Origin of the sequence: Pseudomonas sp. P7779, assembly GCF_013386315.1 — a bacterium.
Classification (GTDB): Bacteria; Pseudomonadota; Gammaproteobacteria; order Pseudomonadales; family Pseudomonadaceae; genus Aquipseudomonas.
The window spans coordinates 22,986-37,887 of record NZ_JACARZ010000077.1 but is presented as its reverse complement, the minus strand read 5'-3'; the positions used below and the strand labels follow the sequence as shown (position 1 = coordinate 37,887).

The window sequence follows — 14,902 nt, the reverse complement described above, 5'->3', positions numbered from 1 at the left end:
TGGTTTATTGGCAGATAGCGTTGGTATGAAGGGGAAACACCAACCGAAACACAGTGAAATCTCCGGGCTCGCTGCTGACTTCTGCCAGGCCTTGATGCAGGGTCATGATTGACCGCACGATGGCCAGCCCCAGCCCGGTCCCCCCTTCGGAGCGGGCGCGGCTGCTGTCGACGCGGTAGAAACGCTCGAACAGGTTCGGCAGGTGGTGCGCTTCAATCCCCGGGCCCGGATTGCCCACCGACAGCGAGACTTGCTGCCCGTGGGTTTCCACCTGCAACGACACCGTGGAAGCGTGTGGCGTATGACGGATGGCATTGGACAACAAGTTGGAAATCGCCCGCTGAATCATCAGGCGATCGCCATGCACCGAGGCATCACCGTGAAGGCTCAGGCTCAGTTGCTTGTCTTCGGCACTCAACGCAAACAGTTCCATCACCCGGCGTGCTTCAGCGGCCAGGGACACGGGCGCAAACGAAACCCGCGCCGCCGGGTGGCTGACCTGTGCCAGGAACAGCATGTCGGAAACGATCCGCGCCAGCCGCTCCATTTCTTCGGTGCTGGATTCCAGCACCGCCTTGTACTCCTCGGGAGGTCGCTCCCGGGACAACGTCACCTGGGCTTTGCCCATCAAGTTGGTCAGTGGCGCGCGCAGTTCGTGGGCCAGGTCATCGGAGAACTGCGACAGCTGCTGCACGCCGCCATCCAGGCGTTGCAGCATGAAATTGATGCCCTGCGCCAACTCGCCCAACTCGTTGGGCAAGTTATCCACAGCCAGGCGGTGGGTCAGATCCTGTGTGGTGACCTTGGCCGCGACGCGGCTGAACTGTTGCAGCGGTGCGAGCCCGCGTTGCACCACCCACCACGCGCCGATGCCGATCAGCAGCAACAGCAGCGGCAGGGCGATCACCGTGGAACGCAGGTAAGCACTGAGCAATGCCTGATCGTCCCTGCGGTCCAGGGACAGCAGCACCCGCACGCGTTCGCCGCTGGACAGGCGCATCAGGCTGGAGGCGCTGAGCACCTGGTTGCCGTTGCTGTCGTCCCAGTTCAGGTAACCGAGGGTCTGGCGTGGTGCGAAGTCGGTCAGCAACGGTTCCTGTGGCTTGGCACCGACGCTCAGCAGCACCGCTTCATCGGGTGCGGTGCCGACGATGGTCAGGTAGAAATTGTCATGCCCCATCACCAGGTCCATCAGCGAATGCGGGCGGGCTTTTATGTCGCGGGTGTCCAGGCCGAGGGCGAGGCTGTGCTGGATCTGCTCCATCTTGCTTTCCAAGCCCTTGCGCGCCAGCTTCTCAAGCTCGTGGGTCAGCGCCAGGTAGGCCAGTGTCGCGAGCAGCACCACCAGGCCCGCGCCCATCAGGCTCACCGTCAGCCCGAGGCGCATCGACAGGCTGCTGGCTTTCATTGGCGGGCCTCCAGCACATAGCCCACGCCGCGAATGGTATGGATCAGCTTGACGTCACTCTGGTCATCGACCTTGGCCCGCAGGCGGCTGATGGAGACCTCCACCACGTTGGTGTCGCAGTCGAAATTCATGTCCCACACCAGGGAAATAATCTGCGTGCGGGTCAGCACTTCGCCGGACTGACGCATCAGCACATGCAGCAGCGCGAACTCCTTGGTGGTCAGGTCAATGCGCCGGGTGCCGCGATAGGCGCGGTGGCGGCGCGGGTCCAGTTCAAGGTCCGACACGCGGAAGACTTCCGGCACCGGTATGTGCTCGCTGCGGCGCAACAGCGTGCGCACCCGGGCCAGCAATTCGGGGAATTCGAAGGGTTTGACCAGGTAATCATCGGCGCCCATGTCCAGGCCCTTGATCTTGTCAGTCAGCCGGCCACGGGCTGTGAGCATCATCACCCGTTGGTTGCTGTCGCGGCGCAGTTGCTCAAGCACTTCCCAGCCGTCCTTGGCCGGCAGGTTTACATCGAGAATCACCAGTTCATAAGCGTGTTGCCCGGCCAGGTGCAGGCCGTCCACGCCGCTGGCGGCGCAGTCGACCACGTAACCGCTTTCGGTCAGGCCCTGCTGCAGGTAGGCGGCGGTTTTTTGCTCGTCCTCAACCACAAGGATACGCATGGGGGTTTACCTTTTACTGATAGAGAGAGACTGAAATTCGAATTTTCCGAAGCCTGAAGGCTGAAGTAGCTACAGGGTCAATCAGCCAGTTTGTGACTGGTTGTTGCGTTGCAGAACGGGCGGGCAAAAAAAACGCCCCATCCGGGGCGTTAAAAATTCATCTCTTTCCAAAGGAGCTACACAAAAGCTTCAGAGATGAATGTGCTCGGTGTGCGCCGTTCAGATCGACTGCTTCTGTGCGTCGGCGGGCGCGGTCTCGGCCACGGACTGTTCACCGTGGACCTGCTGCTGTTGCTGGCGGAACTCGGCGAGGAACTGCCGGGAGCGGTCGGCGCCGTCGTCGGCGAATGCGAGGCTGGAAGTGGCGCCGAGAAAACTGATCAATAACAGGTGGGATGGCTTCATGACGTGTCTCCAAATAAGGCGTGTGCCGTTAGTTGTGACCAGTATATGAAGCGCAACTTAACGAGAAGGTGAGGCGCATATTACAGTTCTGACAGGCTTCAATTTGTGAACAGATGTTAGTCAACGGCAAATGAATGTAAGCATTTGCCGTTGTGTTCATTTACAGAATTGCCAATGGGTATTCGACAATCAACCGAACTTCTTCCAAGTCCGACTCAAAGGCACTTGAGCGAACGGTCGCCTGGCGCAAACGCAGCGACAGGTCTTTCAAGTTACCGCCCTGCACCACGTACTTCGCCTCGATATCCCGCTCCCAGCGGCGTTGATCGGTCAGCGGGTCGCCGGCCGCGTCACGGCGCATGTACACGCTGTTGGCGTTGCTGTAGTCGGCGCCGGTACCTTTGCCATAGCGGGTCATGAAGGTCAGGCCAGGAATGCCGAAGGCCTGCATGTCGAGGTTATAGGCGAGCATCCACGAGCGTTCCCTGGGCGAGTTGAAGTCGCTGTACTGGATCGAGTTGTTGAGGAAGATCGAGTCCGACATGCGCAGGTAGTCAAAGTCGTCATCGCCGTTGTTGCGCTGGTGCGACAGGGCCAGGCTGTGGGCGCCGACCTTGACCCCGAGCCTGGCGCTCCAGATGTTGTTATCGAACTCGCCAAGGCGTTTCTTGCCCTCGTCCACGGCCTTGTAATAGTTGAAGTCGCCAAACAGCGACACGTCATCGTTCAGCGGGTAGCTGGCGGCGCTGCCGAAGTAGTACTGGTCCCAGGCATCCTTCAGGCGGCTGGTGTACAGGCTGACGCTGAGGTGTTTGTTCACCTGGTAGTCGCCGCCGGCATAGCCGATCCAGGGTGAATCCACCTTGCCCGCATAAAACGTCGCGAAGCCTTTATCCATGCCGCTTTGAGTAGGCTGGCTCATGCCGCTCAAGTGCCCGGCCTGCAAGCTCAGGCCGTCAATGCTGGTGTTTTGCGCGGTGACGCCACGGAAGCTTTCCGGCAACACCCGCGAGTCGCCGTAGGCCACCACCGGGGTCAGCGGGAACACGTCACCGGCCTTGATCACGGTATCCAGCAGGCGCACTTTTACCGCGCCGCCGAGCTTGCTGTAGCCGTCCTCGGGGTGGTTGTCGCTGTCTACCGGCAGTACGCCGAACGAGCCCTTGCCGCCGCTGCGACCGGTGCCGGAGTCGAGTTTCAGGCCATACATCGCAAACGCATCGAGGCCGAAACCCACCGGACCCTGAGTGAATCCGGATTCGAACTTGCCGATAAAACCCTGGGCCCAGGCTTCGGAATAGCCATTGTCGGTGGGGCTCGACTGGCCCTTGCGGTCATCGCGGTTGAAGTAGAAGTTGCGGGCCAGCACGTTCAAGGTGCTGCCTTCGATAAACCCTTCGGGGTTTTCTTCCACGGCCATGCCTGACAGCGGGGTGAGCCCCGCCAGGGCGGCAATCATGGAGAGTGAAAATGTGCGGTTAGTGCTCATGTAGCGCTCCTCGGTAGTGGCAGCTATCAGCTTCTTATCGATGGGGCATTCTTGTTGTGATGGTGCCCGGGCAGATAGTTGCAAACACGAGATAACGGCGAGGTGGCGCACAGATTACAATTTTGGAATTTCAATAAAACATAACGGATAAGTAATCTTTCGGTGAACTTTGCGACAGGCTTGGTTAGTTATTCTTGCTCTGAACTTTTAATTCAATAAGTCAGACGAGGACGCCCTCATGAATACCCTGAAAACCACTGTCGCTGCATTGGCCCTGATCGTTTCCGCCGGCGCGATGGCCGAAGGTGGAGGCGACCGCACCTTCGCCCAATTGATGCAAAACAATGAGCAAGCCATGGCCGCCTACGCCGCCAGAAAGGGCAAGCCTGCGCCCGAGGTGCTGGTGTATCGCTACGGCATGAAGCTGGACATTGCCAAGGTGGTGAATGTCACGCCGCCGATCCGCTCGTGCAGCGCGGTGCCGTCACGCATGACCTACGAAGACTCCACCGGCAAGCTCAACACGCTCCACTACCAAGTGATGGGCATCTGCCGTAACAACGGCAGTTGAGGGGCTGAAAAAATATAGTTGGGCAATGGGCTAAAGCTCTCTTAAGAAAATGCCGGCAGCGCCGATGCAGGTCAGATCCCGCCCTCATTTGCCCACCGGTGCCTCCATGTTCAACACCCGTCTCAAGCAGGAGCTGTCTGCTCTTCGCGAAGAATTATCCAGTTTGCAGCAGGTCAAGGAGAGCCTGGAAAGCGAAATGATGGCCCTGACCCTGGATCCCGAAGGGCGCATCGAGTCCGTCAATGCCATCTTCCTTCAAGAGATGGCTTACCAGGCAAGCCAGCTGCAAGGCCGCCTGATCGAGGATCTGGTGCCGGCGCACGTCAAGCACGACACCTTTCAACTGCGCTTCACGAACGCCCTGGTGCGTGGCGAACACTTCGCCGGTTCCGTACGCCTGATGCGCGGCAACGGCAATGAGGCGTGGCTGCGCTCCATCGTGCAACCGGTGCGTGGCAGTGACGGGCGTATCAAGCATATTTCGATGTACTCCAGCGACCTGACCCGCACTATCGAGGCGTCCCGCGAGCACGAAAACCTGATCACCGCGCTGGTGCGTTCCACGGCAGTGATCGAGTTCGACCTCAACGGTAATGTACTGACGGCCAACGACCGTTTCCTCAACGGCATGGGTTACAGCCTGGCGCAGATCCAGGGCAAACATCACCGGATATTCTGTGAGCCGCAGGATGCCGGCAGCGTCGAGTACCAGCAGTTCTGGAAGCGCCTGAACGCCGGTGAATTCGTCGCGGGCCGCTTCAAGCGAGTGGACAGCCACGGGCGGGTGGTGTGGCTGGAGGCTTCGTATAACCCGGTGCTCGACGCCAACGAGCGGCTGTACAAAGTGGTCAAGTTCGCCACGGTGATCACCGACCAGGTCAACCAGGAACAGGCCGTGGCCGACGCGGCCAACATCGCCTACAGCACCTCGCTGCACACCGACAGCAGCGCCCAGCGCGGCACCACCGTGGTCACCCAGGCGGTGGAGGTGATGCGCGACCTGGCCAAGCACATGGAGCAGGCGGGTGAGGGCATTGAAGCGCTGAACGCCCAGTCCCAGGTGATTGGCAGCATCGTCAAGACCATCAGCGGCATCGCCGAGCAGACCAACCTGCTGGCGCTCAACGCCGCCATCGAAGCCGCCCGTGCCGGTGAGCAAGGCCGTGGTTTTGCGGTGGTGGCCGATGAGGTTCGGCAACTGGCGTCGCGTACCAGCAAGGCCACCGAGGAAATCGTCGGCGTGGTGCGCCAGAACCAGGACATGGCCCGCGATGCAGTGGCGCTGATGACCGATGGCCGCCTGCAGGCCGAGCAAGGGCTGGCATTGGCGGCCGAGGCGGGCACAGTGATCGTCGAGATCCAGGACGGCGCCCAGAAAGTGGTCAGCGCTGTAGGGCAATTCGCCAATCAACTGAGCAGCTAGTCACCCGGGCTCATGCTTGAGGTATCGTAGGTTTTTTTTCCGAGCCTTTCGTCCATGAGCCCTAACCATCGCCGTCCCGTCCCGCTGTCCAAGGCCTACCGCTTGCTCAACCACGGCCCGACCGTACTGGTCAGCGCCGCGCACAACGGCCAGCGCAACATCATGGCCGCGGCATGGGCGATGCCGCTGGATTTCGAGCCGCCCAAAGTCGCCGTCGTGCTGGATAAGGCCACCTGGACCCGGCAACTGCTCGAAGGCGCCGGCACTTTCGTGCTCAACGTACCGTGTGCGGCCCAGGCCGATATCGTGCAGACCGTGGGCAACACCACCGGCAGCGAGACCGACAAGTTCGCCGCATATGACTTGCAGACGTTCAGCGGCGAACACACCGAAGCGCCGATGCTTGAAGGCTGCGTGGCGTGGCTGGAATGCCGCTTGCTGCCGGAACCGCATAACCAGCAGACCTACGATCTGTTCCTCGCCGAAGTGGTGGCCGCCCAGGCTGATGAGCGCGTATTCAGCGACGGTCGCTGGCATTTCGAAGGGCAGGATGCGCTGCGTACCTTGCACCATGTGGCGGGCGGGCATTTCCTGACGATTGGTGAGCCGATTGATGGGCGACAGCTTTAAGCCCAGTGCCAATTCTTCCGGTACAGCCTGGTTTTGTGGCGAGGGAGCTTGCTCCCGCTGGAGCGCGAAGCGGTCCCAATGTTTCCTGCCAATACACTTGGTCGGTAGATATACGACTGCTGCGCAGCCGAGCGGGAGCAAGCTCCCTCGCCACAAAGGTTGTGTTACCACTGGGTTTTGCTGAGTGCCTCGGCAAACGCCATCAACTTCGGCGAGTACTGCCGCGATGGCGGATACACCAGCGATATCGCCCGACTGCGACCGGCAAATTCCTCCAGCAAGGGCACAAGGCGCCCGGCCGCCAGATCTTCCCGCACCGCAAAGTCCATCACCTGGGCGATGCCGAATCCGCCCAGCGCGCCGTCCACCAGCGCATCGCCGATATCAAAGATCAACCGCCCCTCGACACTCACGTCCTGCACCCTGCCATCGAGCATGAACTGCCAGTCCACCAGCCGGCTGGTGCGCAGGTTACGTACGGTCAGGCAATTGTGGTCCTGGAGTTCATCGACGGTTTGCGGCGTACCAAAACGCGCGAGATAAGCCGGGGAGGCGACGGTGACCCAGCGCAGCGGTGGCAGTGCCCGGGCGATCAGGCGTTGGTCCTGGATGTCGCCGGTGCGCAGCAAGGCGTCAAAGCCTTCGTCGACGATGTCCACCAGGCGGTCGGTCATTACCGCTTCAATGCGCAGATCGGGGTATTGCAGGGTCAGCTCGCCGATTACCGGCATCACCACCTTGCGGCCAAACAACGAGGGCGTGCTGATCTTCAGCAAACCGGACGGTGAGGCACGGCGGTCGAGCATTTGCCGCTCGGCTTCGGCCAGTTCCGCCAGCAGCGGCGCGCTGCGTTCATACAGCATCTGCCCGTCGGGCGTGAGGCTGACGCTGCGGGTGTTGCGTTGCAGCAGGCGCACACCCAGCTGGTTTTCTAGCCGGGAAATGGCCCGGGACAAGCCCGATTGGGTCAGCCCCAGGTCTCCGGCGGCGCGAGTGAAACTGCGGGTTTCGGCGACGCGCACCAGCAGGCGAACAGCATTCAGATCCATGATTAAAGTCATTACTGAAAGAGTGATAGGGGTATTTATCATCTGTTGGGCATGAAAGAAACTGGCGCCTCTCATTTTCAGGCAGGACGCTGTGATGTCTTCTTCTCGACCCTCTGGCTGGATGCTGTTGCTGCTGGCAACCGCGCAACTGATCATCGCCCTCGACGCGACCATCGTGTTTGTCGCGCTGCCGCAAATCGGCAGCCACCTGGGTTTTTCTGCCCAGCAATTGCAGTGGGTGGTCAGTGCCTACAGCGTGGCGTTTGGTGGCTTCCTGTTGCTGGGCGGTCGGGCGGCGGACCTGTTGGGCAAGCGGCGCTTGTACATGCTTGGCCAGTCGCTGTATGCGCTGTCTTCCCTGGCGGCGGTGCTCGGTGGCAGCGCCTTGCTGCTGGTGCTGGCGCGGGCGGTGCAGGGCGTGGGCGGGGCGCTGTTGTTCCCGGCCACGCTGGCGCTGATCAACACCCACTACGCCGAAGGGCCCGCGCGTAATCGGGCGTTTGCCGTGTGGAGCGCGGCGTCTGCGGCGGGCCTGGCATTGGGCGCGTTGCTCGGCGGCGTGCTGACCCAGGCCTGGGGCTGGGAAGCGGTGTTTCTGGTGAACGTGCCGTTGGCCGGCGCCTGCGCCCTGGCGGCGCGCTACTGGATTCCCGCCGATGGCGAACGGGCCCGCGGGCGCAACTTTGATATCAGCGGCGCGTTGACCGTGACGCTGGGCGGCACCTTGCTGGTGTTCTCCCTGGTGCAGGGGCCGGAGTGGGGCTGGGCGGCGCCGTCAACCCTGGGCTGCATGGCCCTGGCGTTGGTGCTGCTCGGGTTGTTTGGGTGGATCGAACACCGGGGCGGTGATCCGTTGATGCCGCTGCGCTTGTTGGGCTATCGCGAGTTGCGCATGGCCATGGTGTTGACGGCGGTGTTCATGAGCAGCTTTGGCGTGCAGTACTACTTTCTGGCGGTGTACTACCAGCAGGTCTACGGCTACAGCGTGTTGCAGGCGGGGTTGGCGTTTTTGCCGGCGACGCTGGTGTGCACCGCGGGTATCTGGCTGGCGGAGCGTTCATTGGCGCGGCTGGGGTTGCGCAACACCCTGGTCAGCGGCCAGTTGGCGGGCGCGGTGGGTATCGCTTTGGTATGTGTGGCGTTGCCGACGGGGGCGGGGTTCTGGTCGTTGCTGCCGGGGATTTTCATCCTGAGTATTGGCCAGGGCATGACCTGGACGGCGATGTGGGTGGCCGCCGGGCTGGGCATCCGGCCGGGCGAGCAGGGCGTGGCGGCAGGCATGGCGTCCACCAGCCAGCAGATTGGCGGTGCGTTGGGGCTGGCGTTGCTGGTGTCGTTGGCGAATGCCGGAGGGTCGACGGGCGCGGCGCAGGCGGGCGGGATTGAACTGGCGTTGTGGTGGAGCGCGGCGATTGCCCTGGCAGGTGCGGTGCTGGCGTTGGCCCTTAAAGAACGAGCGCCAGCGTCGAATACGATTTCGGCAGCGACATAGTTCAACTGTAGGAGCTGGCTTGCCTGCGATAGCGGAGTGTCAGCCAACAATTTATTAACTGATCCACCGCTATCGCAGGCAAGCCAGCTCCTACAGGTTGATCGCATTTCAAGGCGGGATTTCAGCGCCCGAGCATCTTCACCCAGCGCGACGGCGGCATGCCGAAAGTGCTGCGGAACTGGCGGGTCATGTGGCTCTGGTCGGTGAAGCCGGCGGTCAGTGCCGCATCTACCAATGACTGGCCCTGGCCCAGCAGGCTGCGCACCAGGTCCAGGCGGCGCATGGTCAGGTAGCGATAGGGGCTGGTGCCGAACAACAAACGAAAATCCCGCGACAACGCCCAGCGGTCGCGGTTGGCGTATTCCGCCATTTCATCGAGGGTAATCGGCCGGCCCAGGGCACTGTGGATAAATTCCCGTGCGCGCTCGGCGGCCCGGTAGTCGAAGGTCTTGCGATTGACCGTGATGCCCGACGCGTTATTCAGCGCCTGGGCCAAGTCAAACATCGCGTCCTGTTCCTGCAGCGGGTCAATCGGGCAATCCAGGCTTTGCAGCAACACTTCACTGGCGCGGTACAGCCACGGGTCGCTGGACAATCCGCCGGGGATGAACGGTAACGGCTTGCCGCCGAGCACCTGCTGGATCAGCGCCGGCTCCACGTAAATCATCCGGTATTTGAAACCTTCCTCGCTGCCGGCCCAGCCGTCATGCACTTCATCGGGATGGATCACCATGGTCCGCCCCGGCAGGCTGTGGGTCATGCCGCCGCGATAGTGAAAGCTCTGCACACCGAACAGGGTACGGCCGATGGCATAGGTGTCGTGGCGATGGGGGTCGAAGCCAAACCCGGCAAAATACGCCTCGATGCGCTCCAGGCCACTGGCGTGGGGCGCGCGGTGCAGCCAGTCGATATTGGTCGCCATGATGAGTTGTCGCGCAAAGAGATGGAAATACGGTAACCCAGTCTGAATCCGCTGTCTGCCGGGGTCTTGTACGATTGTGCAGGGCGGGTACCGGGCATATGATCCTGATTCCTGCACTGCCCTCGGCGGAATCCCACATGGAATTGTTCAATCCGGCCTACGCGGCTCCTCTGGTCTCGCTTGCCCTGCTCTGGACCGTCGCGGTGGTGACGCCCGGCCCGAACTTCTTCAACACCGCGCAACTGGCCGCCAGTTGTTCACGCCGCCATGGCGTGGTGGCGTCGGCTGGCGTGGCCACCGGCACCGTGATGTGGGGTCTGGCAGGCGGTTTGGGGATCAAGTCGCTGTTCACCGCAGCACCCATGTTGTACCTGGCGTTCAAGATCATCGGCGGCTGCTACCTGATTTACCTGGGGTTGAAACTGTTCCGGCGCTCGGCACCGTCGATGGCCCAGAACCTGTTGCCCGACGAACCTCGGCGTTCACTGTTCTCCGCCTGGCGCCTGGGTTTGCTGGGCAACCTGTCCAACCCCAAGGCGGCGCTGTTCGTCGCGACGATCTTTGCATCCACCATGCCCCAATCACCCTCGCCGACGCTGCTGACCCTGGCCGTGATCACCATGGCGACCTTGTCATTCAGTTGGTACTCCTGCGTGGCGCTGGTGTTTTCCAGTGAGCGGATGGCCAACGTCTATGCCCGCTCGCGCAAGTGGCTGGACCGGTTTGCCGGTGGTTGTTATGTGCTGTTCGGGGCAACGCTGGTAGCGAATCGCTGACGGCTCATGGTAAGAAGCCTTACTTTCAAACGTGAGGCCGATCATGAGCAAGCTGCGGGTAGGGATTATTTTTGGTGGCCGTTCGGCCGAGCACGAAGTGTCGCTGCAATCGGCGCGCAACATCGTCGATGCACTGGACCGTTCGCGCTTTGAGCCGATCCTGATCGGCATCGACAAGGCCGGCCACTGGCACCTCAACGACACCTCGGGCTTTCTGCTCAACGAAGAAAACCCGGCGCTGATCGCCCTCAATCAATCCAATCGTGAACTGGCCGTGGTGCCGGGCAAGGCCAGCCAGCAACTGGTGGAAACCGCCAGCCAGGCCTCGTTGGAACATGTCGATGTGATCTTCCCGATCGTCCACGGCACCCTCGGCGAAGACGGCTGCCTGCAAGGCCTGCTGCGCATGGCCGACTTGCCGTTTGTCGGCTCCGACGTGCTGGGCTCGGCCGTGTGCATGGACAAGGACATTAGCAAACGCCTGCTGCGCGATGCCGGGATTGCCGTGACGCCGTTCATTACCCTCAACCGTCGCACGGCGGCGCGAACCACCTTCGAACACGCCCAACAAAAACTCGGAGTGCCGATGTTCGTGAAACCGGCGAACCAGGGTTCATCCGTGGGCGTGAGCAAGGTGGGCAGCGAGGCTGAATATCATGCCGCCGTAGAACTGGCCCTCGGGTTTGATGAAAAGGTGCTGGTGGAGTCCGCGGTCAAAGGCCGGGAAATCGAATGCGCCGTGTTGGGTAACGAGAATCCCATCGCCAGCGGCTGTGGCGAGATCGTGGTGCGGGACGGGTTCTATTCCTACGACAGCAAATACATCGATGACCAGGCAGCCCAGGTGGTGGTGCCGGCGGACATCAGTGTTGAAGACAGCGAGCGTATTCGTGCGTTGGCTATCGAAGCGTTTGAAACCCTGGGCTGTGCCGGGCTGGCGCGGGTGGATGTGTTTCTGACGGATGAGGGGGAGGTGCTGATCAACGAGATCAACTCGTTGCCGGGCTTTACGCGCATCAGCATGTATCCGAAGCTGTGGCAGGCGGCTGGCATGAGCTACAGCGAGCTGGTGAGCCGGTTGATCGAGCTGGCGCTGGAGCGGCATGCGGGGCGTAAGGGGTTGAAGATCAGCCGGTGATTTTTACGGCGTTAGACTTGGGAGCGCCGATTACTTTTTCATGAGCGACTCCATTGTGGCGAGGGAGCTTGCTCCCGTTGGGCTGCGCAGCAGCCCTGAAACTGAGTTTGGTGCTCTTGCTGAAAAAAACGCATCAGCTCATTCTGGGGGCGCTTCGCACCCCAACGGGAGCAAGCTCCCTCGCCACAAATATGGTGTTGCCGGGGAGGTTGTATTCGGCCGCTTTATCGTTGCGTTTTTCGCGAAATCCACGAATACAACAACGTCTTCCTCTCCGTACTGTCATGGGTCCTTCTGCGATAACTCGCAAACGCCGGCGAGGTGCAATACGTACACACTTCGCTTACCTCAACCTGCTCACGTTTTATCCCTGCCGCCTCCAGCAAGATCAGCGCATACCGGCCCAAATCAAACCACGCACTCAACGCCTGCCTGGGTTCTGGCGGCTGAATCTCCGGTGCCAACAACGGCCCCGGCTGCTCAAACGTCCACGGCGCATTTCCATCCCGCCACAAATGCCCCTGACTCGCCTGCAACTGCGCCACAAACTCGCCACTCACCTCATAACAACACGGCTTGATCGACGGCCCGATCGCAATCCGCAACTGGTCCAACGCCACTCCCTCGGCGGCAAACCGTTGCATGGCATTGGCGATGATCCCGCCTTGCAGCCCCTTCCAGCCGCCATGAATCGCCGCGACAAAATCCCCGCTCTCCGAGGCCATCAGCAACGGCAGGCAATCGGCGGTGATCACCGCAATCGGCTGCACATCCCGGCTGAAAACCCCGTCAGCCTCCACCGTGTTGGGCGTAAGCTCCGGGTGCCATTCAATGGTCGTGGCGCTGTGCACCTGCTTGCAGATGAACACCTCGTCGGGCCGCAATGGATCGTCAATCGTACAAAACCCATGGTCGACGCCAGCCAGGGCGCCGAGGTTATTTGCCTTGTGCACGCGCAGCTCTCCAGTGAGTCAATTCAATCCCCCAACGCTTCGCCTTCACGGCGTGGATCAGCCCCGCCGATCAACGACGCTTTGCCCTGCGCATCGCGCACCCTGACGATCGCCTGGGCGCCGCTGGTCATGTCGATTTCGCTCAGGGCGTGGCCCTTGTCCTTGAGTGCCTGTTTCAGCTGAGCACTGAACAACCCGGCTTCCAGCTCGGTCGCGCCGTTGCGGCTGCCGAAGTTGGGCAGGCCGACGGCCGCTTGCGGGTCGAGGTTCCAGTCGAGCATGGCCACCAGGGATTTGCTCACATATTCGATGATCTGCGAACCGCCCGGCGAACCCACCGTGGCCACCCACTCACCGCTCTGGCGATCAAACACCAGGGTCGGTGCCATCGACGAACGCGGGCGCTTGCCCGGCTCGATCCGGTTGGCCACCGGCTGGCCGTTCTCTTCGGGGATGAAGGAGAAGTCGGTCATCTGGTTATTCAGCAAAAAGCCCTGGACCATTACATGGGAACCGAATGCGGACTCCACCGTGGTGGTCATCGACACCGCGCCACCCACGTCATCCACCGCCACCACTTGCGAGGTGGAAATGCGCAACGGCGAGCGATCCGGCGCGTAGGCCACTTCAATTCCCGCAGGCTTGCCCGGCTTGGCGACGCCCATGCTGCGCTCACCGATCAATGCGGCCCGCCCGGCCAGATAGTCCGGCGCGACCAGCCCGGCCACCGGCACCGGCACGTAGTCGGAATCCGCCACGTACTGGGCGCGGTCGGCATAGGCCAGGCGGTCGGCCTCGGCGATCAGATGCACCGCTTCAGGCACCGGTTCCAGGCCGGCCGGGGAGTCGCTCTTCACCGGCTTCAACAGCCCAAGCGTCATACGCGGGTCGCGGGTTTCCAGGGCCTGCAACGTGCCGAGGATCTGCGCAATGGCGATCCCGCCCGACGACGGCGGCGGCATGCCGCAGACTTTCCAGCGTTTGTAGTCGGTGCACAACGGCGCCCGCTCAACTGCGCTGTAGCCCTTGAGGTCGGTCAGCGTCAGGCTGCCGGCGTTACTGTTGCCTTGCACCTTGCGGGTGATTTCGTCGGCAATGGGGCCGTAGTACAGCGCGTCCGGCCCTTCCTTGGCGATGCGCTTGAACACGTTGGCCAGCGCCGGGTTTTTCAGCAGCGTACCGGTGGCCTTCGGGCTGCCGTCGGCATTCAGGAAGTACGCGGTCATTTCCGGCGAGCGGCTGATGTAGCGGTCAGCGGCAATCAGGCTGTGCAGGCGCGCAGAGATCGGGAAACCCTCTTCGGCCAGGCGAATGGCCGGCTCAAACAGTTTGGCCCATTGCAGGTGGCCGGTCTTTTTATGGGCCATTTCCAGGGCACGCAACACCCCCGGGGTGGCCACCGAACGCCCGCCAATCTGTGCCTGCGGGAACGACATCGGCGTGCCATCGGCGTTGAGGAACAACCGCTCGGTAGCGCCCGCCGGTGCGGTTTCGCGACCGTCGTAGGCGTGCACCTGCTTGCCGTCCCACAGCATGATGAATGCGCCGCCACCGATCCCGGAGGACTGCGGCTCCACCAGGGTCAGCACGGCCTGCATGGCAATCGCTGCGTCGATGGCCGAGCCGCCCTTGCGCAATATCTCGCGCCCGGCTTCGGCGGCCAGCGGGTTGGCGGCGGCGGCCATGTGGCGCTCGGCGTGGCGGGGGCTCATGTCGGTGCGATAGCCCGAGCCGAGCTCCGGGGCGGGCGGCAGTTCCGGCGCGGTGGCGCTGTGGCAGGCGGCGAGGGTGAGGGCGGCGGTGATCAGCGAGAGGGTGGTAAGGCGTTGGCGGCGAAAAATCGAAAACACGCGATGACTCCGTTCATTTGAGAATGATCTGTTGTCCGTGGGGAGGGAATGTACCTCAGTGGTTTGCAGGTTGGGAGATTGATCTGTATTTGGTTGTGCGGTACAACTATATCCTTCGTCATTCG

The 14,902-nt window shown here is 61.9% G+C and carries 14 protein-coding genes and 1 pseudogene; 7 read left to right on the top strand and 8 right to left on the bottom strand.

The genetic code is table 11. The annotated features are described in order from the left end of the window. Positions 1-4: 4 nt before the first annotated feature. From HX869_RS22215 to HX869_RS22200, 4 genes are all read right to left on the bottom strand, one after another. Complete coding sequence (locus HX869_RS22215; RefSeq protein ID WP_102368100.1) at positions 5-1,408, bottom strand: heavy metal sensor histidine kinase; 1,404 nt, start codon at positions 1,406-1,408, stop codon at positions 5-7. Next, complete coding sequence (locus HX869_RS22210) at positions 1,405-2,079, bottom strand: heavy metal response regulator transcription factor (protein ID WP_003214417.1); 675 nt, start codon at positions 2,077-2,079, stop codon at positions 1,405-1,407. The genes HX869_RS22215 and HX869_RS22210 overlap by 4 nt, the downstream gene beginning before the upstream one ends. Positions 2,080-2,298: 219 nt before the next feature. Then, positions 2,299-2,484 (bottom strand): hypothetical protein, encoded by a 186-nt coding sequence (locus HX869_RS22205; RefSeq protein ID WP_178903650.1) that lies wholly within the window; start codon positions 2,482-2,484, stop codon positions 2,299-2,301. Positions 2,485-2,644: 160 nt separating this feature from the next. Then, the gene (locus tag HX869_RS22200; protein WP_178903649.1) at positions 2,645-3,973 is read right to left on the bottom strand and encodes an OprD family porin; all 1,329 of its coding nucleotides are present in this window, start codon (positions 3,971-3,973) and stop codon (positions 2,645-2,647) included. Between the two features lie 238 nt (positions 3,974-4,211). On the opposite strand from HX869_RS22200, the gene HX869_RS22195 reads away from it, so the two are divergent. From HX869_RS22195 to HX869_RS22185, 4 genes and pseudogenes are all read left to right on the top strand, one after another. Then, complete coding sequence (locus tag HX869_RS22195) at positions 4,212-4,544, top strand: DUF2790 domain-containing protein (RefSeq protein WP_087693789.1); 333 nt, start codon at positions 4,212-4,214, stop codon at positions 4,542-4,544. A 49-nt stretch (positions 4,545-4,593) separates the two neighbouring features. Continuing rightward, a pseudogene (locus HX869_RS31875) lies at positions 4,594-5,427 on the top strand (PAS domain-containing protein); the annotation flags it as partial. A 108-nt stretch (positions 5,428-5,535) separates the two neighbouring features. After that, the gene (locus tag HX869_RS31870) at positions 5,536-5,967 is read left to right on the top strand and encodes a methyl-accepting chemotaxis protein (RefSeq protein ID WP_371132413.1); all 432 of its coding nucleotides are present in this window, start codon (positions 5,536-5,538) and stop codon (positions 5,965-5,967) included. A 54-nt stretch (positions 5,968-6,021) separates the two neighbouring features. Next, positions 6,022-6,597, top strand: coding sequence for a flavin reductase family protein (locus HX869_RS22185; RefSeq protein ID WP_003214424.1), 576 nt, complete (start codon positions 6,022-6,024; stop codon positions 6,595-6,597). A 164-nt stretch (positions 6,598-6,761) separates the two neighbouring features. Here HX869_RS22185 and HX869_RS22180 read toward each other — a convergent pair whose 3' ends face one another. Continuing rightward, positions 6,762-7,646 (bottom strand): LysR family transcriptional regulator, encoded by an 885-nt coding sequence (locus HX869_RS22180; RefSeq protein ID WP_178903648.1) that lies wholly within the window; start codon positions 7,644-7,646, stop codon positions 6,762-6,764. 121 nt (positions 7,647-7,767) lie between these two features. On the opposite strand from HX869_RS22180, the gene HX869_RS22175 reads away from it, so the two are divergent. Next, a complete protein-coding gene (locus tag HX869_RS22175; protein WP_218646312.1) occupies positions 7,768-9,138 on the top strand; it encodes an MFS transporter in 1,371 nt (456 codons plus the stop codon). 121 nt (positions 9,139-9,259) lie between these two features. On the opposite strand, the gene HX869_RS22170 is transcribed toward HX869_RS22175, so the two are convergent. After that, the gene (locus HX869_RS22170) at positions 9,260-10,060 is read right to left on the bottom strand and encodes an AraC family transcriptional regulator (protein WP_003214430.1); all 801 of its coding nucleotides are present in this window, start codon (positions 10,058-10,060) and stop codon (positions 9,260-9,262) included. Positions 10,061-10,197: 137 nt separating this feature from the next. On the opposite strand from HX869_RS22170, the gene HX869_RS22165 reads away from it, so the two are divergent. Together HX869_RS22165 and ddlA are read left to right on the top strand one after the other, a co-directional pair. After that, positions 10,198-10,836, top strand: a complete 639-nt coding sequence (locus HX869_RS22165; RefSeq protein WP_008437491.1) for a LysE family translocator — start codon at positions 10,198-10,200, stop codon at positions 10,834-10,836. Between the two features lie 43 nt (positions 10,837-10,879). After that, complete coding sequence (gene ddlA / locus HX869_RS22160) at positions 10,880-11,974, top strand: D-alanine--D-alanine ligase (protein WP_178903646.1); 1,095 nt, start codon at positions 10,880-10,882, stop codon at positions 11,972-11,974. Positions 11,975-12,198: 224 nt separating this feature from the next. On the opposite strand, the gene HX869_RS22155 is transcribed toward ddlA, so the two are convergent. Both HX869_RS22155 and ggt read right to left on the bottom strand, forming a co-directional pair. Continuing rightward, on the bottom strand, positions 12,199-12,927 hold the full coding sequence (locus tag HX869_RS22155; protein ID WP_178903645.1) for a polyphenol oxidase family protein: 729 nt from the start codon (positions 12,925-12,927) through the stop codon (positions 12,199-12,201). A gap of 23 nt (positions 12,928-12,950) precedes the next feature. Continuing rightward, the gene (gene ggt, locus HX869_RS22150; RefSeq protein WP_178903644.1) at positions 12,951-14,777 is read right to left on the bottom strand and encodes a gamma-glutamyltransferase; all 1,827 of its coding nucleotides are present in this window, start codon (positions 14,775-14,777) and stop codon (positions 12,951-12,953) included. Positions 14,778-14,902 lie beyond the last annotated feature (125 nt).